The 25,087-nt window shown below is 35.0% G+C and carries 22 protein-coding genes; 1 reads left to right on the top strand and 21 read right to left on the bottom strand.

Annotated elements, in window-relative coordinates:
- Positions 1 to 5 precede the first annotated feature (5 nt).
- The 9 genes from carB to AC1RPH_RS02990 form a co-directional block, all read right to left on the bottom strand.
- Positions 6 to 3,191 carry a carbamoyl-phosphate synthase large subunit gene (gene carB, locus AC1RPH_RS03030; RefSeq protein WP_481761314.1) on the bottom strand — a complete coding sequence of 1,062 codons (3,186 nt, stop codon included), beginning with the start codon at positions 3,189 to 3,191 and terminating at the stop codon, positions 6 to 8.
- 2 nt (positions 3,192 to 3,193) lie between these two features.
- Complete coding sequence (locus AC1RPH_RS03025; protein WP_481761313.1) at positions 3,194 to 4,270, bottom strand: carbamoyl phosphate synthase small subunit; 1,077 nt, start codon at positions 4,268 to 4,270, stop codon at positions 3,194 to 3,196.
- A 3-nt stretch (positions 4,271 to 4,273) separates the two neighbouring features.
- Complete coding sequence (locus AC1RPH_RS03020; protein ID WP_481761312.1) at positions 4,274 to 5,563, bottom strand: dihydroorotase; 1,290 nt, start codon at positions 5,561 to 5,563, stop codon at positions 4,274 to 4,276.
- Entirely contained in the window at positions 5,560 to 6,510 is a 951-nt protein-coding gene (locus AC1RPH_RS03015) for an aspartate carbamoyltransferase catalytic subunit (RefSeq protein ID WP_481761311.1), read from the bottom strand. The genes AC1RPH_RS03020 and AC1RPH_RS03015 overlap by 4 nt, the downstream gene beginning before the upstream one ends.
- 14 nt (positions 6,511 to 6,524) lie before the next feature.
- Positions 6,525 to 7,799, bottom strand: a complete 1,275-nt coding sequence (locus AC1RPH_RS03010) for a solute carrier family 23 protein (protein ID WP_481761310.1) — start codon at positions 7,797 to 7,799, stop codon at positions 6,525 to 6,527.
- 136 nt (positions 7,800 to 7,935) lie between these two features.
- A complete protein-coding gene (pyrR, locus tag AC1RPH_RS03005) occupies positions 7,936 to 8,481 on the bottom strand; it encodes a bifunctional pyr operon transcriptional regulator/uracil phosphoribosyltransferase PyrR (RefSeq protein WP_481761309.1) in 546 nt (181 codons plus the stop codon).
- Positions 8,482 to 8,627: 146 nt separating this feature from the next.
- A complete protein-coding gene (locus tag AC1RPH_RS03000) occupies positions 8,628 to 9,533 on the bottom strand; it encodes an RluA family pseudouridine synthase (RefSeq protein ID WP_409022551.1) in 906 nt (301 codons plus the stop codon).
- Positions 9,530 to 9,973: a signal peptidase II gene (gene lspA, locus AC1RPH_RS02995; protein ID WP_481761308.1), complete on the bottom strand. Its 444-nt coding sequence runs from the start codon at positions 9,971 to 9,973 to the stop codon at positions 9,530 to 9,532. The genes AC1RPH_RS03000 and lspA overlap by 4 nt, the downstream gene beginning before the upstream one ends.
- 22 nt (positions 9,974 to 9,995) lie before the next feature.
- Complete coding sequence (locus AC1RPH_RS02990; RefSeq protein WP_481761307.1) at positions 9,996 to 11,654, bottom strand: formate--tetrahydrofolate ligase; 1,659 nt, start codon at positions 11,652 to 11,654, stop codon at positions 9,996 to 9,998.
- A gap of 137 nt (positions 11,655 to 11,791) precedes the next feature.
- On the opposite strand from AC1RPH_RS02990, the gene AC1RPH_RS02985 reads away from it, so the two are divergent.
- Entirely contained in the window at positions 11,792 to 11,998 is a 207-nt protein-coding gene (locus AC1RPH_RS02985) for a cold shock domain-containing protein (RefSeq protein ID WP_409022794.1), read from the top strand.
- A gap of 62 nt (positions 11,999 to 12,060) precedes the next feature.
- On the opposite strand, the gene purD is transcribed toward AC1RPH_RS02985, so the two are convergent.
- The 12 genes from purD to purE all read right to left on the bottom strand — a co-directional run bounded on the left by purD (position 12,061) and on the right by purE (position 24,940).
- The gene (gene purD, locus AC1RPH_RS02980; protein WP_481761306.1) at positions 12,061 to 13,323 is read right to left on the bottom strand and encodes a phosphoribosylamine--glycine ligase; all 1,263 of its coding nucleotides are present in this window, start codon (positions 13,321 to 13,323) and stop codon (positions 12,061 to 12,063) included.
- Between the two features lie 51 nt (positions 13,324 to 13,374).
- Complete coding sequence (gene purH / locus AC1RPH_RS02975) at positions 13,375 to 14,913, bottom strand: bifunctional phosphoribosylaminoimidazolecarboxamide formyltransferase/IMP cyclohydrolase (protein WP_481761305.1); 1,539 nt, start codon at positions 14,911 to 14,913, stop codon at positions 13,375 to 13,377.
- A gap of 4 nt (positions 14,914 to 14,917) precedes the next feature.
- Positions 14,918 to 15,496: a phosphoribosylglycinamide formyltransferase gene (gene purN, locus AC1RPH_RS02970; protein ID WP_481761304.1), complete on the bottom strand. Its 579-nt coding sequence runs from the start codon at positions 15,494 to 15,496 to the stop codon at positions 14,918 to 14,920.
- 1 nt (position 15,497) lies between these two features.
- On the bottom strand, positions 15,498 to 16,532 hold the full coding sequence (gene purM, locus AC1RPH_RS02965; RefSeq protein WP_481761303.1) for a phosphoribosylformylglycinamidine cyclo-ligase: 1,035 nt from the start codon (positions 16,530 to 16,532) through the stop codon (positions 15,498 to 15,500).
- 10 nt (positions 16,533 to 16,542) lie between these two features.
- On the bottom strand, positions 16,543 to 17,973 hold the full coding sequence (gene purF, locus AC1RPH_RS02960) for an amidophosphoribosyltransferase (RefSeq protein ID WP_481761302.1): 1,431 nt from the start codon (positions 17,971 to 17,973) through the stop codon (positions 16,543 to 16,545).
- Complete coding sequence (gene purL / locus AC1RPH_RS02955; protein ID WP_481761301.1) at positions 17,958 to 20,180, bottom strand: phosphoribosylformylglycinamidine synthase subunit PurL; 2,223 nt, start codon at positions 20,178 to 20,180, stop codon at positions 17,958 to 17,960. Before purL ends, purF begins: the two co-directional genes overlap by 16 nt.
- Before the next feature lies 1 nt (position 20,181).
- Positions 20,182 to 20,856, bottom strand: coding sequence for a phosphoribosylformylglycinamidine synthase subunit PurQ (gene purQ, locus AC1RPH_RS02950; RefSeq protein ID WP_481761300.1), 675 nt, complete (start codon positions 20,854 to 20,856; stop codon positions 20,182 to 20,184).
- A gap of 2 nt (positions 20,857 to 20,858) precedes the next feature.
- Positions 20,859 to 21,110 carry a phosphoribosylformylglycinamidine synthase subunit PurS gene (gene purS, locus AC1RPH_RS02945; protein ID WP_409022561.1) on the bottom strand — a complete coding sequence of 84 codons (252 nt, stop codon included), beginning with the start codon at positions 21,108 to 21,110 and terminating at the stop codon, positions 20,859 to 20,861.
- The gene (purC, locus tag AC1RPH_RS02940; protein ID WP_481761407.1) at positions 21,110 to 21,829 is read right to left on the bottom strand and encodes a phosphoribosylaminoimidazolesuccinocarboxamide synthase; all 720 of its coding nucleotides are present in this window, start codon (positions 21,827 to 21,829) and stop codon (positions 21,110 to 21,112) included. The genes purS and purC overlap by 1 nt, the downstream gene beginning before the upstream one ends.
- A 200-nt stretch (positions 21,830 to 22,029) precedes the next feature.
- Entirely contained in the window at positions 22,030 to 23,325 is a 1,296-nt protein-coding gene (gene purB, locus AC1RPH_RS02935) for an adenylosuccinate lyase (RefSeq protein WP_481761299.1), read from the bottom strand.
- Between the two features lie 15 nt (positions 23,326 to 23,340).
- On the bottom strand, positions 23,341 to 24,462 hold the full coding sequence (purK, locus tag AC1RPH_RS02930; protein WP_481761298.1) for a 5-(carboxyamino)imidazole ribonucleotide synthase: 1,122 nt from the start codon (positions 24,460 to 24,462) through the stop codon (positions 23,341 to 23,343).
- Complete coding sequence (gene purE / locus AC1RPH_RS02925) at positions 24,455 to 24,940, bottom strand: 5-(carboxyamino)imidazole ribonucleotide mutase (protein WP_481761297.1); 486 nt, start codon at positions 24,938 to 24,940, stop codon at positions 24,455 to 24,457. Before purE ends, purK begins: the two co-directional genes overlap by 8 nt.
- Between the last annotated feature and the right edge of the window lie 147 nt (positions 24,941 to 25,087).

Below are 25,087 nucleotides of genomic sequence, written 5' to 3'. Positions count from 1 at the left end.
AATTTTTATAGTGCTGCTACTGAAAATGACTGGCTTTCTAACGCTTGAATAAGTACATCAACAGTTTGTAAAGATGTAAACAATGGAATATGTTGCATTACTGATATTTTACGCGTTTGATAACCATATGATGCTTTATCGTGATCATCTGATAGTGTATCGATAACAAATTGAACGGTTCCAGTTTGTAACAAATTATTAATATCATCTAATTGTCGGTTAACGCTTAATGCCTCTGTACTGGTAAACGTTTTAATCTGATTATCTAAAAAGAAATCAACCATTTTTGGTAATGTTAAAACTTTGTAACCAAGTAAAACAAATCGTTGAACAAGTGGTAATATAGCATTTTTATTTTTGTCGTTAACATTTACTAATACGGAACCATTACCTGATAAACTAATATTAGCGGCTACTAATGCTTTGCAGAGTGCTTTAGAAAATGTTTGATCCGTTCCCATAACTTCCCCGGTTGATTTCATTTCTGGTCCTAGAAATGGATCAACATCATTCAATTTACTAAATGAGAACACAGGCGCTTTTACATGAACAGAACTAGATTCTGGGTATAAACCATCCTGGTAACCTTGTTCTTGCAAATCATAACCTAATATAATTTTAGTCGCTACCTGGGTCATTTTAATACCTGTTACTTTACTTAAAAATGGAACGGTACGACTGGCACGTGGATTAACTTCTAAAATATAAAGTTCATCTTGATGCACAATAAATTGAAGGTTCATTAATCCCACACATTTTAGTTCAAGTGCAATCTTTTTAGTTGCATTAACGATTTCTGCTTTAATCTTGTCTGATAGATGTTGTGATGGATATACAGCCATTGAGTCGCCTGAATGAATTCCAGCATGTTCAATATGCTCCATAATTCCTGGAATTAAGACAGAAACACCATCACAAATTGCATCTACTTCACACTCAATACCTTCAAGATAACTATCAATTAAGATTGGATGTTGTGGTGCGATTTTAACGTTATTTAGCAAATATAATTCGAGTTCAACCTGATTTTGAACAATCTCCATTGCACGTCCACCTAAAACATAGCTAGGTCTAACAAGAACGGGATAACCGATTTCTGTTGCTCGCTTAAGCACATCTTCTTGTGTTATTGCAGTCTTACCAATGGGTTGTTTTAATCCTAGATGCTTAATCGCTCGGTTGAATGACTCTCTATCCTCAGCACGATCCAAATTGTTAACAGACGTTCCTAATATTTTAATGCCATACTGTTGTAATCCCGCAGCAAGATTAATTGCTGTCTGTCCACCAAACTGAACGATTACACCTAAAGGTTTATCAACATCAATCACATTTAAAACATCTTCCAATGTTAATGGTTCAAAATATAATTTATCAGCGATTGAAAAATCAGTTGAAACGGTTTCTGGATTACTATTCATGATAATTGCTTCATATCCTGCGTCACGGATAGCTCTAACACAATGAACTGTTGCGTAATCAAATTCAACACCTTGACCAATTCTAATGGGACCAGAACCAATAACCATAATTGCTTGTTTTTTACTCTTTAAACTCTCATTCTCATGTTCGTACGTACTATAAAAGTATGGTGTGGCTGATTCAAATTCCGCAGCACAGGTATCAACCATTTTATAAACTGGAATAATATTATTTTCTATTCTAAACTTTCTAATATCCTCCGAAGTTTCGTGCCAAATATCAGCAATAACTTTATCACTAAAACCATGTTTTTTAGCTTCAATAAGGACGTCAATATCTTTAATATTGATACTTAGCGACATTTCAATTTCGACTATGTGTTTTAATTTATCCAAAAAGACTAAATTTATTTTTGTTAGTTTTTCAATTTCTTCAATTGTGTACCCGCGACGTATTGCTTCTGTTAAATAAAACAATCTCTGGTCAGTTGCATTAACCAACTGGTTTTCAAGTTGGGAGTCAGTTGCATTTTGAGCATTATCTAAGCACAAGTAATCTTCATCAATTTCTAAAGATCGAACTGCTTTTAACAAGCTTTCTTCCATATTACGACCAATTGCCATAACCTCACCAGTTGCCTTCATTTGCGTTCCAAGTGAACGATTTGCTCGATTGAACTTATCAAATGGCCAACGTGGTATTTTAGCAACAACGTAGTCCAATGCTGGTTCGAATTCAGCAAAAGTTGTTTTAGTCACTGGATTTAAAATCTCATCTAAATTCAATCCAACTGCTATTTTGGCAGCTATCTTCGCAATTGGGTATCCCGTTGCTTTTGAAGCTAATGCTGATGAACGACTTACACGCGGATTAACTTCTATAATATTATATTTAAAACTATGAGGATCTAGAGCAAGTTGTACATTACAACCACCTTCTATTTTTAAGGCCCTAATTAATTTCAAGGATACGTCTCGTAACATCTGATACTCTCTATCAGATAAGGTTTGAGTTGGTGCAAAGACAATAGAGTCTCCTGTATGAATACCAACAGGATCAAAATTTTCCATGCTACAAACAACAATTGCATTATCAGCGTGGTCTCGCATAACCTCAAATTCAATTTCCTTGTATCCTGCAATACTCTTTTCTATCAAGCATTGTGTTGTTGGTGATAGCTCTAATCCATTAACAACCGTTTTACTAAGTTCTTCAGCTGTTTTACATAGACCACCACCAGTCCCACCCATTGTAAATGCAGGTCTAACAATAACTGGGTATCCTGCAATATCTGCAAATTCTAGCGCACTCTCTAAGGTTTCAACAGTTAGTGATTCCGGAACGGGTTCATTTAACTCTTGCATTAATTGTTTAAATTGTTCACGATCTTCAGCTTGATCAATTGATTTTAATTTAGTACCTAATAATTCAATGTTTAATTCATCTAATATACCTGATTGAGACAATTCCATAGCTAAATTAAGGCCAATTTGACCACCTAAAGTTGGTACAATGGCATCTGGATACTCTTTACGTAAAATACCTGAAACTGATTCTACCGTTAAAGGTTCAATGTACACTTCGTCTGCAACTTCTTTATCCGTCATAATTGTAGCTGGATTGGAATTCACTAAAACAACTTCGTAACCCTCTTCTTTTAAAGATAAACAAGCTTGTGTACCAGAATAATCAAACTCTGCGGCCTGACCAATAATAATAGGACCAGATCCAAGAACCATTATTTTATGGATATCATTTCTCTTAGGCATATTTATTTTCTCCCAACTCGGTTTATCATTTCAATAAATTCATCAAATAAATAATCTGCATCATGTGGACCAGGCGCAGCATCCGGATGAAATTGGACACTAAATGCTGGATCAGTTTTATGTTTAATTCCTTCAACAGACTCGTCATTAATTTCACGATGTGTCACTATCAGTTTATCTGAATCGATAGAATCGCTATCCACCGCAAATCCATGATTTTGTGAGGTGAAATCAATTCGTCCAGTTGCAATTTCTCTAACCGGATGATTAAATCCACGATGTCCGAATTTCATTTTATATGTATCTGCACCGTTTGCTAGTGCTAGTAACTGATGTCCTAAACAAATACCAAAAATCGGAAATTTAGGTTGTATCATTTTGATCATCTCAACAACCTCCGGTAAAGTTTTGGGATCCCCTGGCCCATTCGATAATAGGACACCATCAGGTTGTAAATCAGATATTTGTTTTGCAGTTGCATTATACGGTAAAACAATTACGTTGCAATCACGCTTAGATAACTCTCGCAAAATACTGTGCTTTAACCCAAAATCGACTAATACAATGTTTAATTTTGTTCCAGGATTAGGATAGGGTTTAATCGTTGAAACTTGTTGGACGATATTTTGGTTGAGTACAGTTGCACTCATTGCATCAAAGGCATGATTTAAATCAGCATCGGAATCAATAATGCTTCCTTTCATCGTTCCTACATTTCGTAATTTCTTTGTTAATTCGCGTGTATCAATGCCATATATTCCAGGAATATCCTTCTGTTTTAAAAATTCATCTAAGGTTAATTGTTGACGCCAATTGCTAGAAACCCTAGCAACATTATTAACGATAACGCCCTTGCATGAAGGTTCTATTGATTCATAATCATCCAAATTAACACCATAATTACCAATAATAGGATTAGTAAACGTGATAATTTGATTACTGAATGATTGATCTGTAATCGTTTCTTGGTACCCTGTCATTCCAGTCGTAAAAACGACTTCGCCAGTAGTTGAGGCCATTGCTCCAAAACTAAATCCTTTAAAAATACTTCCGTCTTCTAAAATTAAGAATCGTTTCATGATTTACTCAACCTTTCGACTATCATATTTGATTTCACCGCTAACTAGCGTTAACATTGTTTTCCCATAAATTTTTTGCCCTGTAAAAGGACTATTTTTACCTTTTGAGACATAATCTGCTTCATTAATTGTTTGCTCATTTTTGATATCAAAAATTGCAATATCTGCTACTGAACCAGGCTCAAACGTACCACCATTTAGATTAAACTGTTTGGCTGGCGCTTCACTCATTAGAACAATAAGTTGGGCTAATGTTAAAATCCCTGTTTTAACCATTCTTGTATATAACAACGGAAAGGCCGTTTCACTTCCAGTTATACCAAAAGCGGCATTAAGCATGCTACCGCGTTTTTCATCTTCACTATGTGGTGCATGATCTGTCGCAATCATATCGATTGTGCCATCTAATAATCCCTCGATCAAAGCTAGGCGATCTTCTTCAGTTCGTAATGGGGGGTTCATTTTAAAATTACCATTATCCATATGAATGTCTGAATCCGTTAATAATAAATGATGTGGTGAAACTTCACAGGAAACATTAATTCCATGACTCTTAGCAAGTCGAATTAATTCCACACTTTCTTTTGTAGAAACGTGACACATATGATAGTGAACACCCGTTTTTTGTGCAAGCATTAAATCTCGGGCTAATTGTGATGATTCTACAACCCCCATAATACCAGGTAGCCCTAGATTTTTTGCACGAACACCTTCGTTCATGACGCCACCAAATAATAATGAGTTATCTTCAACATGAGAGACAAGTGGTAAATTAACCTTTACTGCTTCTTTCATTGCAAGATACATTGTTCCAGCTGTCTGAATACCTGAGCCATCATTTGTAAAGGCGAATGCCCCGGCTTTTTTTAATTCTCCAAAATTTACTAATTCTTCAGAAGTTCTACCTTTGGTAATTGCAGCATATTGGGAAATATGTACTTGTCCGTCTTTTTGATTACGTCGCTTTATTTCAGCAAAATGTTCTAACGTATCAGGAACAGGATCTAAATTAGGCATGGCTCCTACTGTGGTAAAACCACCTCGGGCAGCGGCCTGACTTCCTGTCTTAATCGTCTCTTTGTATTCAAATCCAGGTTCCCTGTAATGGACATGAACGTCAATTAACCCGGGTACAACAATTAAATGTTCTGCATCAATAACTAAATCAACATTTAACAGTTCATCAGCTAAATTAGTGCCAATTGCTTTAATTTTGTCGTCTTCAATCAAGATATCTTGTTGGCTAAAACTATGATTCAAAAAAACGGTTCCGTTTTTAATTAATTTCTTCATGCTCTATTAGCCTCCATTAAATGACGTCCGTTAATGACAGCTTCTAAAATGGCCATTCTAACAAATACCCCATTCGTCATTTGTTTTACAAATCGTGATTGTTCACATTCAACTAATTCACTGGCTAATTCTACATCTCTATTAATCGGACCCGGATGCATAATAATTGTTTGTTTTTTTAATTTTTTACCGCGTTCAATACTTAATCCAAATTTTTCATGATAATTCTTTTTCGAAAATTTACTATCATCCGTATGACGCTCATGTTGGACACGTAGCATCATCATAACATCAACTTCACCAACTAATTCGTCCATTTCTAAATACTGACCGTATGCTTCAAATTCTTCAGAAAACCATTCCTTTGGACCTGAAAAGTATAATGAAGCACCTAATTTTTTTAATAATTGCATATTACTTTTAGCAACTCTCGAATTAGTTAAATCTCCTACAATTGCAACTTTTAAGTCTTTAAATGTCCCAAACTCTTCTTTAATCGTCATCATATCGAGTAAACATTGTGAAGGATGTTGTCCACTCCCATCTCCACCATTGATAATACCAACTCCCAAATCATTATCACCAATTAATTGTTGATAATATTCATTCTCAGGATGGCGGATAACTGCGATTTGAGTCCCAATAGCACCCATTGTTAAAACAGTATCGTATAAAGTTTCACCTTTACTGAGTGCACTAATACTTGGATTAAATGAGACAATGTTTAATTTCATACGTTGCTCAGCTACTTCAAAGCTACTATGTGTTCTGGTACTATTTTCAAAAAATAAATTTGTTGTAAAGATAGGATGTTTTAAGTTAAATAATGACGGATTTCGTTTAAACTTTTCAGCTCTTTCAATTAATGCTTCAACTTCTTCTGTAGATAGATCCTCGATTGATACTAAATGTTGTAACTGAACTAAATTTGTCTTTTTATCTAACAAAATATCATCTCCTATTATTTTTCGCTTTTAGCTTCTTTAGGTAAAATAAGGTTTAGTGCAATACCTACTACTGTTGCAAGTGCAATACTTGTTAATTGTAAATCGCCTACTTTTAAGTACATGCCACCAATTCCTAACACTAGGATACTGGCAGTAATCATCAGATTATGCTTTTTATCATAATCAATTTGATTATCGATTAAGATTCTTAACCCACTTGAAGCAATAACACCAAAGAGTAGAAAACTAATACCACCAATAACTGGTCCTGGAATACTTTGAATCAAAGCACTAATTTTTCCAACGAAACTAAAGACAATGGCGAAGAATGCGGCGCCACCAATCACCCAAATACTATGAACCTTAGTCATGGCTAAAACACCAATATTTTCACCGTACGAAGTTGTTGGAGGACCTCCAACAAATCCAGCAATAATTGATGATACACCATCACCGAAAAGGGTTCTATTTAGTCCAGGATCCTTGAAAAAGTTTCTTTTCGTTAATTTATTTAAAACCATTATATGACCCATATGCTCAGTCATTGTGACAAATGCGATTGGTGCCATACCAATAATGGCGCTCCAATAAATTTTAGGTTGGTAATTTATAAATGCAACATCGAATGCAGGTAATGTAAGCCAATTTGCCTTTTCTACCGTAGAAAAATCAACGATTCCACATAAGACGGCCATAATGTAGCCACAGACAATTCCTAATAAAATGGGAATTAAACTAATGAATCCTTTAAGATACATATTGAAAAATATTGTAATGGCCAGGGTGAAGATTGCGACCCAAACATATTTAATATCATAAGTACCCGATTTTAACATCGCGTTACTTGCTGCTGTTGTTGCCATAGATAATCCGATGACCATGACAACTGGCCCCACGACAACTGGTGGTAAAATACGATCAAGCCAACCTGAACCAACTTTTCCGATAATAATTGAAACAATCAGATAAACTAATCCAGCTGCAATCGTTCCTTGAGCAACCGCCGGATAACCGGATGTTTTCATTAACATTTGCATAACCGCAATAAAAGCAAAACTTGAACCAAGGTAAGCTGGAATTTTACCATTTGTAATTCCGATATAAACCAAAGTACCTACACCTGAACTAAATAAAGCAATACTTGGGTTCAAACCGACTAGAATAGGTACTAAAACTGTTGCTCCAAACATCGTGAACAAATGTTGAATTGATAATCCCATCCATTGCCCAAATGATGGTCTATCATGGATATCAAGTACAGCATCATCATTTCTAAACTTTTCTTTCATTTTCTCATTTCCTTTCTATATAAAAAACGCACCTCTATAGAGAGATGCGTTCGAAGTTGAAATCTAGTTTGGGCCTACGTTATTCCCTAATAGATTTCTAAATCGTTTGCTCTCTCTGGAACATCTTAACGATTTATTATTTAATTCTTTCAATTTCAATTGAGTCTTTGCCATCAATTTCTTCTACTGAAACTGATACTTGTTCATCTGACGAGGTAGGAATATTTTTCCCAACATAATCAGCTCTTATTGGTAATTCTCTATGGCCTCGATCAACAAGAACGGCTAAATTAATAGTTTGAGGTCTTCCTTGATCCATTAAAGCATCAAGTGCAGCTCTAATTGTACGTCCAGTATATAAAACATCATCAATTAATATAACTTGCTTACCTGTAATATCAAAATCAATTTGTTCACCTTGCGTATTAACAGTTGGTTCATTACCTAAACTTGCATCATGTCGGTCATCACGATAAAGTGCAATATCTAGTGAACCCACTGAAACATCAGCACCTTCAAGTTGTTTTAAGCGATCCGCAATTCGTCTTGCTAAATAGATGCCTCTTGTTTTGATTCCAATCAGTACCAGATTATCAATACCTTTATTCTTTTCAATAATTTCGTATGTCATTCTGGTTAAAGCACGTTTCATACCTAACGAATCTACTACTTCTTTTGCCATCTAGTATTCCTCCTTTTTTCCAATAAAAAAGCCCCCTAATCTAAAAATACTTAGACTAAGAGGCAGACTTCTAGAAAAGAAATCTATTCGCACATTACCTTTTAGTCTCACAGGACTATTTTAAAGGAACTTTATTGATTTTCATGTTACCTGATAGCGTTTGTTTTGTCAAGATAATCCAGCGTACTTTTAAAAATAGGTGGGATTGGTACTTCAAAAATAAGCTCTTTACCCGTTGTTGGATGCTTAAATCCAAGCTTAGCTGCATGTAAAAATTGACCATGCCCTTTAATTGTTTTACGTGACCCATATAAGGGATCACCTACAACTGGGTGCCCAATATATTGCATGTGAACACGAATTTGATGTGTACGACCTGTTTCTAACTGACACTTAATAAGTGAGTAGTTTTCATAATTTTTTTCCACTTTAAAATGTGTCACTGCTGGACGTCCATCTTTAACAACCGCTTGCTTCATACGATCTTTTGGTGAACGACCGAGTGGTGCTTTAATAATTCCTGATTCTTCTTTAATCGGTTGGTGTACTAAAGCAATATATTCACGAATATTCGTTTTTGCTTTCAATTGAGCAGCTAATGATTGATGTGCTTTATCATTTTTAGCAACCATTAAAAGTCCAGAAGTATCCTTATCAATTCGATGAACAATTCCTGGTCTAAAGGCACCATTAATTGTTGATAAAGGACTATGGAATAATAATGCATTAACTAATGTACCATCTGCATGCCCCGGTGATGGATGAACAACCATACCTTGCGGTTTATTCACAACAATAACATCATCATCTTCATAAACAATGTCTAATGGGATATCTTGTGGTATTAAATCTAACTCAACTGGTTCAGGTTCTACTAAATTAATTTTATCTCCTGGTTGGACGGCATATTTAGTCTTTTCTGTTTTACCATTAACTAAAATATCGCCACTTTCAATCCAGCGTTGTACTTTTGATCTAGATATTTCAGGCATTAACTTCGCAATAACCTTATCGAGACGTCCTGTCTCATCTTGAATTACTAATTCTGTCATTTATCGTCTTCCTTTAAAACAATTATTAATAAAATGATAACGCCAACTGTTAACGCAGTATCCGCCACGTTAAAAATTGGAAAGTTAACAAAATCTGTTTGAAACATATCAACAACATAACCAAATCTCAATCGATCAATAAAGTTGCCTAATGTTCCAGCAATCATCAATGTAATGCTGAACTTATAGCCCATGTTTGTTCTATATTTATAAAAGTAATAAATCATTAATCCTAATGCTAAAACAGAAACAATAAAAAAGAACCATTGTTTTCCAGCCAGTAAACTCCAAGCTGCACCATCGTTTCTAATATTAGCAATCGATAAAAAATTAGGTATAACTGTTTGACTCGTGTTCAACGCAATATTAGCTGAAACCACGTATTTCACTACTTGATCTACAACTAAAATAATTATTGCTAATAATGCATATAAAATCATATTAAATCCTCTTAATTCTTAATTAATATAACCCTGAAATTAGGCCATTATCGTCAATATCCATATGATTTGCAGCTGGATCTTTAGGTAATCCAGGCATCGTTAGGACATTTCCAGTTAGTGCAACTAAGAAACGCGATCCTAATTTAGGATTAAATTCACGTATATGAATTGTAAATTCCGTAGGTGCTCCTAACAGTTTAGCATTATCTGACAATGAATACTGTGTTTTTGCCATACAAATAGGTAATTTATCCCATCCCAATTCTTTAAACTGACGTAATTGCTGTTTTGCTTTAGGTGCATATTCAACTTTAGCGCCACCATAAATCGTTTTAACAATTTTTTCAATTTTAGTTTCAGCAGAATCATCAGCCTCGTACAATGCTTTAAATTCATGAATCTCATTCGTTGTTTCAATCACCTTTTTTGCTAAATCAAGAGCACCGGCACCACCTTGTCCCCAAACATCTGCAGGTATAGCGGAAACACCAATTTCAGAGGTAAGTTCAATCAAAGTTTGGACTTCAAGATCTGTATCAGCAGTAAACTTGTTAATAGCAACAACAACTGGAATGCCATAACGCTGCATACTTTCAACATGCTTCTTTAAATTAACAAATCCTGCTTTTAAAGCAGCAACATTTTCAGTATTCAATTCAGTTTTAGCAACTCCGCCATGCATTTTCAAAGCGCGGATTGTAGCAACAAGAACAATTGTATCAGGTGTCTTACCTAAGATTGGTGTTTTGATATCAAGAAATTTTTCAGCACCTAAGTCAGCCCCAAATCCCGCTTCCGTAATTGCATAGTCGCCCAATTGTAAGGCAGTTTGTGTTGCAAGAACACTATTACAGCCATGTGCGATATTAGCAAAAGGTCCGCCGTGAATAATGGCAGGTGTATGCTCTAAAGTCTGAACTAAATTAGGTTTAATTGCATCTTTTAATAACAAACTAATTGCACCAGTTACACCTAAATCAGCAACTGTAATTGGTTTTTTATCTATATTGTATGCTACAACAATATCACTGATTCTTGATTTTAGATCTTTAATATCTTTTGACAAACACAAAATAGCCATTAATTCACTGGCAACTGTAATATCAAATCCATCTTCTCTAGGTATCCCTTGCATTGGGCCACCAAGGCCTACTACAACATGGCGTAATGCACGATCGTTAATATCAAGTACTCGTTTCCAAATGATACGTCTTTGATCAATTTTTAAATCGTTACCTTGCTGAATATGATTATCAATCAAAGCAGCAAGTGTATTATTTGCAGTTGTTAAAGCATGCATATCACCTGTAAAGTGTAAATTAATATCTTCCATTGGGACAACTTGAGAATAACCACCACCAGTTGCGCCACCCTTCATCCCCATAACAGGACCTAAAGAAGGTTCTCTGAGAGCAATCATAACTTTCTCATTCAAACGATGCATAGCATCCCCTAAACCAACTGTTACGGTTGATTTACCTTCTCCAGCTGGAGTGGGACTAATTGCTGTAACGAGAATTAACTTAGAATTTTTATTTTTAGGTAAATCTAAAGGTAAGTTTATTTTTGCCTTAAAATTACCATATGGTTCAATATCAGTTTTTTTCAAACCAATCTCGTTAGCTACTTCTTCGATTGGTTTCATCACGTTTTTTTGTGCAATTTCTATATCGTTCAAATTGATCATCCCTTCATATTAAGTTCTTTTAAGTATAACTGAGAAAACTGCGATTGTCATTAGTTGCACTACTGGTTAAAGTTACCTATACTGTAGAAGTACTTAAACTTTACGACCAATTTTGGGAGGCGTTTGATATGGAATCTGGCATTGTTGAATGGTTTAGCGCACAAAAAGGTTATGGATTCATTGCTTATGGTGATGAAAAAGAGATATTTGTCCATTATACCGCTATACAATCTGACGCATTTAAAGTACTTGGAACTGGTCAAAATGTAACATTTGAAATTAAAGAAGGTAGCCGTGGTTTACAGGCCGCAAATGTTTCAATTGTCACTAATTAATCTGTCATAAACTCATAAAACGTTCATGCTTACTTGTACTATAAGTAAACATGAACGTTTTTTTATTTTAGATTCGCCCTATAACCAATATCCATTCTGTAAAATGTTTTGTGTGCTTCAAAATCAGCAATTAACTGATAAAGTTTCTGTTGTGCATCTGCCATGTCTACGCCTGATTCATGCATAATATAAATGCGTCCACCTGCACTAACTAATTTCTTATCAACTAATTTTACACCTGCAAAATCAATTCTGTTGGAAAGTGACTTAAAGTCACTTAAATTGGGTAATGTAATATTTTTTTCAGGATTTTCTGGATACCCATCAGCGGCAATAACGACACCTAGAGTGATTCCCTCTGTTTCCCATTGTAAAGATGGACTTTCATGCTGCAATAATTTTGAAATAACTAATGCAAAATCCGTTTTTAATCTTGGTAATACGACTTCAGTTTCGGGGTCGCCAAACCGAACATTGTATTCAATTACTTTTGGACCGTCTTTAGTTAAAATTACTCCCACATATAAAATACCTGTGAATGGAATACCACGTTTCATCATTTCATCCGCTGTTGGCTGAACAATTTTTTCAATTGATTCCGTAACAACATCTTCTGAAATTTGTGGAACTGGACAATATGCGCCCATTCCGCCGGTATTAGGACCATTATCTCCCTCAAATGCCCGTTTATGGTCTTGAGAAATTGGCATCGGATAAACTTTATCTCGATCAATAAATGCCATCAATGAAAATTCTTCACCCTCAAGGTACTCTTCAATTAATACTTCTGTTGTATTAAATTGTTGTTGGACTAAAAATGAACGCAAAGCATCAGTTGCTTCTGATAGATCTTGAGCAATAATAACGCCCTTACCACCAGCTAATCCATTTGCTTTAATAACTATTGGGAATGATTGGTGCGTCATATAATCTAATGCAGTCTGGTAATCGGTAAATGTCTGATAGTTAGCTGTCGGGATATTGGCTGACGCCATAACTTGTTTCGCAAATTCCTTTGACCCCTCTAACTGGGCAGCGGCTTTTGAAGGCCCATATATAACTAGGTTTTCTTCACGAAAAAAATCAGTTATGCCATCTATCAGTGGAATTTCTGGTCCAACAAAAGTCCAATCAATGTCATTTTCACGGACAAAGGTTGTCATGCCAATCCAATTAGTGATATCAATACCCACAGATTTAATCCCGTTGTTATTCATCCCAGGGTTTCCGGGTAAACAGTAAACATCTGAGACAGTATCACTTTCAATAAATTTACGTGCGATGGCATGTTCACGTCCGCCAGAACCAATAACTAAAATTTTCATTATTTAAAATAATCCTTTCATAGGTTAAAAAGATAGACTCATTTTAACAATTTAATGTTTGAAATGACGACGGCCACTAAATACCATAGCAATATTTTTGCGATTAGCCATATCAATTGACTCTTGGTCTTTAATTGACCCTCCCGGTTGAATAATTGCCGTAATACCATGATCAGCAGCATATTCAACACTATCATCCATTGGGAAGTAAGCATCTGAAGCTAAGACAAATGGTTCTACCATCCCATGTTCTAGTGCTTGCTCTAACGCAATTTTAACCGATCCGACACGGTTCATTTGACCCGCACCAATTCCAAGTGTTTGATCCTTAGTTGCAATTACAATCGCATTACTCTTAACATGCTTCACAATTCTTTGAGCGAATAATATTGCTTCTTTTTCATCACTTGTTGGTAATTTTTCAGTTACCGTTTTTAATTCTTCCATTTGGTCAATGACTTGATCACGTTCTTGAACAAGTAAGCCACCCATCACTGAGACATATTCATATTTATCAGCTTGGTCCTTTTGACTGAAATCAATTGTCATAACACGAAGATTTTTCTTCTTAGCTAAAATATCATATGCAGCATCTGTGAAGTTTGGTGCGATAATAATTTCAAGGAATAAATGATGTAATTCAGTTGCTGTTTCTAAATCAACTTCACGATTTAAGGCAATAATGCCTCCGAAAATTGACGTTTTATCAGCATCAAATGCTTTTTTCCATGCAGCATTAATCGTTTCTCCAGTACCAACCCCACAAGGATTCATATGTTTCATCGCAACGACAGCAGGTTGCTTAAATTCTGAGACAACTTTTAAAGCAGCGTCGGCATCTTTAATATTGTTATACGATAACTCTTTACCATGTAATTGTTTAGCGGCAGCAATCGAAAAAGCATTTGGTAAAGCTGATTGATAGAAAGCCGCTTTTTGATGTGCATTTTCACCATAACGCATTCCTTGTTTGAAATCATATGTTAATGACAATTTTTCAGGAAATTCAATTTCTAATTCTTTTGTTAAATAAGATGATATTAAAGTATCATATGCAGCCGTGTGTCTAAACGCTTTAGCTGCTAATTGTCGACGAAACTGATTATCCATTTTATCATCATCGAGTTTATCTAAAACAGACGGATAATCAGCTTTATCGACAACAACATAAACAGATTCAAAATTTTTGGCAGCAGAACGCAACATTGAAGGCCCACCAATATCGATTTGCTCAATAGCTTCTGACTCAGTAATACCAGGTTTTTCAATCGTTTCTTTAAAGGGATATAAGTTTACACAAACTAAATCGATTAAGGCAATATGTTCTTCTTCTAATTTAGCCATATGAGCTGGATTGTCACGCCTTGCTAATAACCCACCATGAATCATTGGGTGTAATGTTTTAACTCGTCCATCAAGCATTTCTGGAAAGTGAGTCACATCTTCAATTCTAATTACAGCGATATCGGCATCCTTTAAAATATTAAACGTACCACCAGTTGAAATAATTTCAAATCCACGTTTGATTAATCCCTGAGCGAAGTCTGCAACACCAGTTTTATCAGATACACTTATCAAAGCTCTTTTCATCTTATTAATCTCCCTTTTTATTGTTTAATAAATTTAGAATCACCTTTGGATATAGTTGGTGTTCAACATCATGAATCTTACTTTCCAATTGTTCAAGTGTTTCATTTGGTAAAATAGGAATACTTTGTTGCGCTATAATTGGCCCCGTATCAACACCTTCGTCAATGTAGTGTATCGTCACACCAGTTACACTAACACCTGCCTTATACGCATCCTCAATTCCATGAATACCTGGAAAAAGGGGTAACATTGCGGGATGAATATTAATAATTTCCATCGGATACTTACTCAATAATGTACTTGTAATCACACGCATATAACCCGCCAATAAAATGGTGTCGATTTGATACTTAGCTAATTCATTAACAATCACTTGTTCATAATGACTACGATTTTCAAAGTCTTTAGGTTGAATAATAAAGGTTGGAATTCCTCTACGTGCTGCCTTTTTAATGACAGCCGCTTTTGGTCGATCACAAACTAAAACTTCAATTTCTAATCCTGCATCTTTTAATGCCTGATTATCTGCAATAAATTCAAAATTAGAACCGGTCCCTGATGCAAAAATTGCTACTTTGACCATTTTATTTACCTACCAATTCGACCGTTTGATCAGTATTTTTAATTTCTATACTGCCTATTTCATAAGCGTGTACAGTTTCTTTATTTAATTGTGTCAGCACCTGTTCAACGTTAGCTTTATCAACAGCCAAAACCATTCCAATACCCATATTAAAAATTTCATACATCTCTGAATGGGGTATCTCACCGTATCTAGAGATGGCATCAAAAATTGGTAGTACTGGCCATAATCCTAGATTAATTGTTGCTTTTAGCCCTTCTGGTAACATTCTTGGTATATTTTCAATAAAGCCACCACCTGTAATATGTGCTGCGCCTTTAATCAAATTATCTTGAAATAAAGGAATCAGATCATCTACATAAATTTTTGTTGGTGTCATTAATATTTCAGCAAGTGATTCATTAGGTATTTCTGGTAAAGCTTCATCTAAATTAAAAGCCATGTCTTCAAGAAATATCTTTCTAACAAGTGAGAATCCATTTGAATGAATACCGGTTGACGAAATTCCAATTAAAATGTCATTTTCTTGAATTGAATGACCATCTATTAATTGACTTTTTTCAACAACACCAACCGCAAATCCGGCCATATCATAATGTGTTTTTTGATACATCCCTGGCATTTCAGCTGTTTCACCACCAATAAGATTCATATGTGCTGTTTGACATCCTTTAATTACCCCAGAAATAATACTTTCAATTTTTTGAGGTTCAGTTTTGCCAGTCGCTAAGTAGTCCAAAAAGTATAGAGGCGTTGCACCCTGAGCAACAATGTCATTAACACACATAGCCACACAATCAATCCCAATTGTGTCATGTCGATTTGTTTCAAAGGCAACCATCAATTTGGTGCCAACGCCATCAGTACCTGAAACCATAAGTGGCTCTATAATACCTAATCGACTGAGATCAAAGAGTCCTCCAAATCCACCAACTGAACTTGTTTCATTTACCAGTGACATTTGTTTATTAATTCGATTAACGACGTCATACCCTGCATTCACATCAACACCCGATTTTTGATAAGCATTTACCATTTTGAAGTCCTCACTTTTCTGTCGTTAAGTTTGCTAAATACTCATCCTCGTAATCATATAATGGCGTTGGATAATCACCATTAAAGTAAGCCATACATAGTCCTGAATATGGGGCATCTAAATTCAAACCAATTGAAGCAATTAATCCAGCTTCACTTAGAAATGCTAATGAGTCTGCCCCAATAATAGCCTTCATTTCTTCAATTGATTTATTTGCGGCAATTAATTCAGATTGCTTTTGAATATCAATCCCATAAAAACAAGGGTATTTAAGAGGTGGTGACGCAATTCGCAAATGAACTTCAGCAGCTCCAGCTTCTTTTAACAATCTAACAATGTGTTTACTCGTTGTCCCCCGAACAATTGAATCATCGACTAAAATAATCTTTTTACCCTTAACCACGCTTTTAACAGCTGATAATTTCATTCGCACCCCTTGTTCTCTAAGTCTTTGGGTGGGTTGAATAAAGGTCCGGCCAATATATTGATTTTTAACTAATCCCATTTCATAAGGAATGCCACTTTCTTCTGCATAACCACTAGCTGCAGACAATGAGGAATTTGGTACACCAATAACCATATCTGCATCAATACCCGTTTCTCGTGCTAGTTTGCGACCCATTCTTTTACGAGCAGAATGGACATTAATCCCACAAATATCCGAATCCGGTCTTGCAAAATAAATATATTCCATTGAACAAATTGACATTTTAGTTTCAGTTGTATAAACGTCAATTGATAGCCCTTCGTCAGTAATAGTGACGATTTCACCAGGGTTCACATCGCGAACGAATTCTGCCCCAACAGAATCTAAAGCACAGGTTTCACTTGCAACGACGTAAGCACCATTTACCATTTGACCAATAGATAGTGGTCTAAATCCATTTGGATCAAGTGCCGCAATCATGTAGTTTGACGTCATTAATAAGTAAGCAAACCCACCATGTACTTGATTTAATGCGTCTTTAACCTGTTCATGCAAAGTGTCTTGTGATGAACGACGAATTAAGTGCATCAAAACCTCTGAATCCGAACTTGATTTGAAAATAGCCCCATCTTGCTCTAACTCATTTCTAAGCGTTACCGCATTAGTTAAATTACCATTATGGGCTAAGGCAAACTGTGTATCGTAAAAATCAAATAAAAATGGCTGAATGTTATCAATTCCGTTACTACCGGCCGTTGCATAACGTACATGTCCAATAGCTGCATTACCGGTTAATTTTTTTATTTTTTCAGGATTTCTAAAAACATCTGATAGTAATCCTAATCCTCTATAACCAATTAGTTTACCTTCATCATTTGATACAATTCCTGCACCTTCTTGGCCGCGATGTTGTAAACTATGCAGACCAAAATAGGTAATCTGATTTGCATCTTCATTTCCCCAAACACCAAAAACACCACATTCTTCATTTAAACTTCTTATTTCATTAGGCACGGAATTGCATCCTCCCAAACTTGTTTGGCTTCAGAAGTTGTAAGAGTTATCTTACTCCCTTTTGTCGTCACGTTAATTAATTGGTCTGCTGTAACACAGCCAATTTTTTCAGCAGTTTGATTCATTAAATTTTCAAAATCTGTCTTATTTTCTGATTTAATCGATAAAATGAATCGCGATTGTGATTCTGAGAAAAGTTGTGCATCTGTCATATTTACATTAATATCAATACCTAAATCGTTTTTAAATACGGATTCACTTAAAGCAACGGCTAGACCACCTTCAGATAAATCATGTGCACTTTCGACTAAACCAGATTCGATAGCTTCTAAAACAAACGCTTGGTTACTTTGTTCAGTCTTTAAATCAAAATGTTTAATATCTCCGGAAATCTCGTTAGTAGTCATTTTCTGAATTTCTGAACCATTAAAATCATTATAAGTTGTACCCACTAAATAAATTAAATCATTAGCATGTTTAAAATCTTGCGTTGTTATATTTTTAACATCTTTAATTAAACCAACCATTCCAATCATTGGCGTTGGATAAATGGCTTGTTCATTAAATTCATTATATAAAGAGACATTACCAGAAATAACAGGTGTATTAAATAAGTCACATGCTTCAGAAATACCGATAGCACTTTGATCAAATTCCCAAAAAATTTCTGGATTTTCAGGACGTCCATAATTTAAGCAATCTGTAATAGCGAGTGGTTGTCCACCAGATGCAACTATGTTACGCGCTGCTTCAGAAACAGCAATTTGACCACCAACCTTAGGATTCAAGTAAATATAACGCGCATTACAATCTGTTGTCATTGCGAGTGCCTTATTAGTTTCTCTAATTCGAATAACACCTGCATCACTACCAGGTCTAACCACTGTATTGACTTTAACTTGAGAATCGTACGTTTCGTACAATGATTTTTTGGATGCGATTGTTGGTTGTTGTAACAAATCTAACCAAGTTTGCTTCGTATTTTCTATTTCAGGTATAAAATCAGACTGCGCTTTAAATTTGCTGATTCTTGCAGGTTCTTTTTGTTCCTTATGATAGACTGGTGCATCACTTGCTAAAGAATCAACGGGAATATTAGCAACAATTTTTCCCTCATGTATTAAAACATAATCCGTATTTTCTGTTACATACCCGATATTAACGGCTTCTAAATCATATTTTTTAAATAAATTGATAACTTTAGTTTCAAATTCAGGTTTAATACAAAGAACCATCCGTTCTTGAGATTCAGATAACATCATTTCGTAAGCAGACATATTAGTTTCACGTTGTGGAACGTTATCTAAATCAAGTACCATCCCTGATTTAGCTTTCGAGGCCATTTCAGCAGTTGACGAAACTAATCCAGCAGCTCCCATATCTTGAATACCAACTAACCAGTCTGGATGATCTAGAATAAGTTCGAGACAAGCATCCATTAATAATTTTTCCATGAATGGATCACCAACTTGAACAGCTGAACGCTGTGTTTCTTTATCATCAGCAAATTCATCAGAAGCAAACGTTGCCCCATGAATACCATCACGACCCGTTTTAGCACCAACATAAATAACTAGATTTCCATCACCTTTTGCCTGGCCTTTTTGAATATTTTTATGATCAATCAGTCCAACACACATTGCATTTACTAGTGGGTTACCCTCATAACAAGGATCAAATCCTATTTCTCCACCAACAGTTGGAATACCAATACAGTTACCGTATCCTCCGATACCAGCTACAATTTCTGAAACAAGATACTTAGTGTGCTCATTATCTAGTTCACCGAAACGTAAACTGTCAAGAAGTGCAATAGGTGTTGCCCCCATTGAAAAAATATCTCTGATAATACCGCCGACACCTGTTGCGGCACCTTCATAGGGTTCAACAGCTGAGGGATGATTATGGCTTTCAGCTTTAAATACAACTGCTTTACCATCACCAATATCAATAACACCAGCACCTTCTCCAGGTCCTTGTAAAACTTGCGGCCCAGAATTTGGAAAATGTTTTAAAACGGGGCGGGAATTTTTGTAAGAACAATGCTCACTCCACATTACTGAAAATAAACCAGTTTCAGTATAGTTAGGTTGACGACTTAAAATATCATCTTTAATTAACTTATATTCTGAATCAGTTAATCCCCAATTTTGATATAATTTGGTATCTTCAATTATTTGTGCCGTCGGTTCTTGTTTTGTAACCAAATTAACCCACTCCCTCTGTGTATGTCGTTAACATCGATTTAAATAAATTTAGGCCGTCCGTTGAACCGAGCAATGCTTCAATAGCACGTTCTGGATGCGGCATCATACCAAGTACATTTCCACGCTCATTAATAATTCCAGCAATATTATCAATACTTCCATTTGGGTTATCTTGATATCTAAAAATAATTTGATTATTTTTCTTAAGAGAAGCTAATGTTTCATCATCACAATAATAATTACCCTCGCCATGAGCAATTGGTAATTCAATTGTCGTTTGCGTTTTATAATCAGTTGTAAAACGCGTTTGATTATTAACAATTTCCAAAGTAACTGGCTTACAAATAAATTTAATATTTTTATTTTGAATTAATGCACCTGGAAGTAGTTGCATTTCCGTTAACATTTGAAATCCATTACAGGTTCCAAACACTAGTTTACCTTCATCCGCAAAACGTCTCACTTCATTCATAATGGGTGATAAACTGGCAATTGCCCCACTTCTTAAGTAATCGCCGTATGAAAATCCACCTGGAAGTAATACACCATCAAAACCATCAAGAGATTCCTCTGTATACGACACAAACTCAGCTTGTTCATGTAAACCATCCCGAATAGCGTGAAGTAAATCATAATCACAATTTGAACCAGGAAATACAACAACTGCAAATTTCATGATTAAGCCTCCACTTTTTCAAGTTCGTAACGATATTGCTCCATATTTGGATTAGCTAATAATTTATCACAAATCGCATCAATTTTTTGGTCTATCTCTAATTCAGTTGCTTCAACCTTTAACACAAAATATTTACCAACTCGAACGTCACTAACACCTGAGAATCCTAATCGGTTAATCGCTTCATTAACAGCTTGACCTTGCGGATCTAAAACTGATTCTTTATATGTAACGTAAACTTTTACACTATACATTATTTGACCTCATTTCGATTTTTTAGTCGGTTTAAAACATCTTGATATACTGGAATAATGCTACCTTGGTTTTTTCTGAAAATATCCTTATCTAATGATTTATGTGTCTTCGAATCCCATAAACGTGCATTATCAGGTGAAAATTCATCTGCCAAAATAAGTTCCCCATGATACCGACCGAATTCAAGTTTAAAATCAATTAAATCAATATTGATGTCTTTAAATAATTTATACAGTAGCTGATTAATATGAAGGACTTGTTTCTTTATTTCGTCCATTTCTATTTTAGTCGCAAAATTTAACGCAAAAATTTGTGACTCATTTATTCCAGGATCGTCTAGAGCATCATTCTTATAATAGTATTCAATAACAGGAACTGTTAATTTAGTTCCTTCAACTTGATCAAATTTACGAGCAAAACTACCTGCAATAGTATTTCGTAAAACAACTTCAATTGGAATTATTTCAACTTTTTTAACTAATTGTTCGGTTTTAGAAACATCTTCAATGAAATGTGTTTTAATACCGTTTGCCATTAAATAAGAAAAAATAATATCAGATATTTGATGGCTTAATAATCCCTTACCTAATATTTCTTCTTTCCGTTTACCATTAAGTGCGGTAGCTTGGTTTTTGTATACCATTCTTAATACTTCTTCATCATTAGTTTGATAAACATCTTTAGCTTTTCCTTCGTAAATCAATTGATCCAAGCGAATAGCCCCCTTAAGAATAAAAACATATAAAAATATACTTTTTAACTAAATAGTTCGTTCTTTACAAATATAGTTTAACAATTACTATATAATTTATCAAGGTAAAATACGATTATTTTTATATTTTTTTAATTTAAAGTTCGTATTATGGCAAACAAAAAACCATAAAGCTATTAAAATAACTTTATGGTTTACATATTTCTTTAAATGAGACCAATTCGTTCGAAAATAGCATCAACATTTCTAATATGATAATGATAATCAAAAGCATCATCTAAGTCTGCTTGAGTTAATGCAGACATTATTTGTTCATCTGCTTCTAATAAGGGACGGAACTGTATTTGTTGATCCCAAGAGATTGCCGTCTTAGGTTGAATTAAATCATATGCAGCCTCTCTAGACATGCCACTATCAATTAATTTAAGTAAAACTCTTTGGCTGTAAATAAGACCAAAAGTACGGTCCATATTTTTTTTCATATTTTCCGGAAATACTGTTAATTCTTTAACTATTTTTGTAAAGCGACGTAGCATGTAATCTAATAAAATAGTTGTATCGGGTAATATAATACGTTCTGCAGAGCTATGTGAAATATCTCGTTCATGCCATAATGTAACATCTTCGAAGGCAGTGACCATATGTCCTCGAATGACACGCGCTAACCCTGTAATATTTTCTGAACCAATTGGATTACGTTTATGTGGCATAGCTGATGAACCTTTTTGGCCTTTAGCGAAATATTCTTCAACTTCTCGTGTCTCACTTTTTTGTAATCCACGAATTTCTGTTGCCATTTTTTCAATCGATGTTGCAAGAAGAGCCATCTCAGAAACATAATTAGCATGTAAATCTCGTGGTAAGACTTGTGTCGATATTTCTTGAGGTCTAATTCCAAGATGCTCACAAACATAAGTTTCCACAAACATTGGGATATTGGCAAATGTTCCTACAGCACCACTAATTTTTCCAGCTTCAACATCTAATGCTGCATCATTAAAACGAATTTGATGACGTTTCATTTCAGAATACCACAATGCAATTTTCAATCCAAATGTTGTTGGTTCAGCATGTACACCGTGTGTTCTACCCATCATAACAGTATCTTTATATTCAACTGCTTTATCAGCTAAAACAGCCATAAATTCTTCAATATCCTTACGCAAAATTTCATTAGCCTGTTTTAAAATAGATCCATACGCTGTATCAACTACATCTGTAGAAGTTAATCCATAATGAACCCACTTACGTTCTTCCCCTAGAGATTCTGAGACAGCTCTTGTAAAGGCAACGACATCATGCTTTGTTTCTTGTTCAATTTCTAAAATACGATCAATATCAAAACTAGCATTTTTACGAATTTTTTCAGCGTCTTCTGCTGGAACATGGCCTAGTTCAACCCAAGCCTCACTAGCTAATGTTTCAACTTCTAACCAAGCTTTATATTTATTTTCATCTGACCATATGGCACCCATCTCAGCATTTGTATAACGATCAATCATTTTTATCTTCCTCTCTTAATCCCAAATTTTCGTTTGATATACATCAATTTTAGCTTGCTCAATATTATCGGTTAATATCGTTACATGACCCATCTTACGATCTTGTTTTGCTTCATTTTTACCATAAAAATGAAACCGCCATTGACCTTCATTTTGAATTTCATTTAATACTGACTGGACATGTTGTCCCAAAATATTAATCATAATAGCATGACTTAACAACTGTGGTTTTAACATTGGTAAATTACAAATTCCTCTAATATGCGCTTCAAATTGTGATAAGGAACAGGCCTCAATTGTTAAATGTCCGGAATTATGTGGTCTAGGTGCAATTTCATTAACATAAACGCCACCTGAATCTGAAACAAAAAATTCAATCCCCATTGTTCCAACAGACAAACAATCATCAGCAATTTGACTTGCAATAATTTCAACTTCTTTTCTTGTCTCAATCGATAAACGACTCGGACAAGAACTCTCATGTAAAATATTATGACGATGTTGATTTTCGATAATCGGAAAAATACTTTGTTGGCCTAATTCATTTCTAGCAATGATAACGGAAACTTCACGATCAAACTGAACAAAGCCTTCTAACACGCATGTTCTATTTTGAATCAATTTTCCCGCTTCAATCAAATCAGCACTTGTCTTTAAAATAACTTGTCCTTTACCATCATATCCGCCACGAATCGTTTTTAAAATTGATGGGTACCCAGTTATTTTAATGGCATTTTCTAAATCATCAAAACTTTGTATTAATTTAAATGGTGCGATTGGATAATTATGAGCTTCCAAAAATTGTTTCTCACTAATTCTATCTTGTGAAATACGCAGTGCAGTCGACCCTTGTGGAACATAGCAATATTGCTTTGCTGCATCAATCGTATCAGCATCTACATTTTCAAACTCAAACGTTAGTACATCACACATTTTTGCAAGATTTAAAATAGCAATCTCATCGTCATAATCTGCAATCACTTGTTTGTCCGCAACCTGAGCAGCTGGGCAATCTTTTTGCGGATCTAATATAATCACACGATAACCCATTTCTTTTGCAGACGTTGTCATCATTTGTCCTAGCTGACCACCACCAATAATACCAATTGTTTGTCCTGGTAATATCCTTTTAATCAAGTAAATCACTACTTTCCAAAGATTTTTGATGGAGTGATAATTGATATGACTTTAAATTATCTTTTATAGTTGAATCACTTAAGGCACAAATTTTTGCGGCAAAGATGCCGGCATTTGTTGCACCTGCTTTACCAATTGCCATAGTTGCTACGGGTGTTCCCGCAGGCATCTGAACAATTGACAGTAAAGAGTCTATTCCATTTAGCGCATGGGACTGCACCGGAACGCCTACTACAGGGATGACGGTTGAAGCTGCAATCATTCCTGGTAAATGTGCGGCACCACCCGCACCAGCAATAATAACTTCATACCCATTTTTATCCGCACTTTCTGCAAATTTAATCATTTCTATTGGCATTCGATGTGCCGAAATAACTTTTTTATCATACTCAATATCAAGTTCATCTAATAAATTAGCCGTAAATTTCATTGTGGTCCAGTCGGAAATCGATCCCATTACAATTGCTATCTTTGCCATTCGATTACCTCCAAATTTAATAAACCTATTCTATCAACAACTCAGCGTTGTGTCAAAGCAAAAAAAGGACGAAATTAAAAAATTAATAAAAATAGTTCGTATTTTAATGGATATTCAAGCTATTTCTCTTTTTAATATTTCTTTTTT

The sequence above is a fragment of the Dellaglioa sp. CoH-57-MRSF-16 genome, assembly GCF_056782055.1.
The sequence above is the reverse complement of the archived record's forward strand: the minus strand, read 5'-3'. Positions and strand labels throughout refer to the sequence as shown.

Bases quoted from the DNA above. Each gene is read 5' to 3' on its own strand.
- carB (WP_481761314.1), bottom strand. From the start codon at position 3,191: ATGCCTAAGAGAAATGATATCCATAAAATAATGGTTCTTGGATCTGGT.
- AC1RPH_RS03025 (WP_481761313.1), bottom strand. From the start codon at position 4,270: ATGAAACGATTCTTAATTTTAGAAGACGGAAGTATTTTTAAAGGATTT.
- AC1RPH_RS03020 (WP_481761312.1), bottom strand. From the start codon at position 5,563: ATGAAGAAATTAATTAAAAACGGAACCGTTTTTTTGAATCATAGTTTT.
- AC1RPH_RS03010 (WP_481761310.1), bottom strand. From the start codon at position 7,799: ATGAAAGAAAAGTTTAGAAATGATGATGCTGTACTTGATATCCATGAT.
- pyrR (WP_481761309.1), bottom strand. From the start codon at position 8,481: ATGGCAAAAGAAGTAGTAGATTCGTTAGGTATGAAACGTGCTTTAACC.
- AC1RPH_RS03000 (WP_409022551.1), bottom strand. From the start codon at position 9,533: ATGACAGAATTAGTAATTCAAGATGAGACAGGACGTCTCGATAAGGTT.
- lspA (WP_481761308.1), bottom strand. From the start codon at position 9,973: ATGATTTTATATGCATTATTAGCAATAATTATTTTAGTTGTAGATCAA.
- AC1RPH_RS02985 (WP_409022794.1), top strand. From the start codon at position 11,792: ATGGAATCTGGCATTGTTGAATGGTTTAGCGCACAAAAAGGTTATGGA.
- purD (WP_481761306.1), bottom strand. From the start codon at position 13,323: ATGAAAATTTTAGTTATTGGTTCTGGCGGACGTGAACATGCCATCGCA.
- purH (WP_481761305.1), bottom strand. From the start codon at position 14,913: ATGAAAAGAGCTTTGATAAGTGTATCTGATAAAACTGGTGTTGCAGAC.
- purN (WP_481761304.1), bottom strand. From the start codon at position 15,496: ATGGTCAAAGTAGCAATTTTTGCATCAGGGACCGGTTCTAATTTTGAA.
- purM (WP_481761303.1), bottom strand. From the start codon at position 16,532: ATGGTAAATGCTTATCAAAAATCGGGTGTTGATGTGAATGCAGGGTAT.
- purQ (WP_481761300.1), bottom strand. From the start codon at position 20,856: ATGAAATTTGCAGTTGTTGTATTTCCTGGTTCAAATTGTGATTATGAT.
- purS (WP_409022561.1), bottom strand. From the start codon at position 21,110: ATGTATAGTGTAAAAGTTTACGTTACATATAAAGAATCAGTTTTAGAT.
- purB (WP_481761299.1), bottom strand. From the start codon at position 23,325: ATGATTGATCGTTATACAAATGCTGAGATGGGTGCCATATGGTCAGAT.
- purE (WP_481761297.1), bottom strand. From the start codon at position 24,940: ATGGCAAAGATAGCAATTGTAATGGGATCGATTTCCGACTGGACCACA.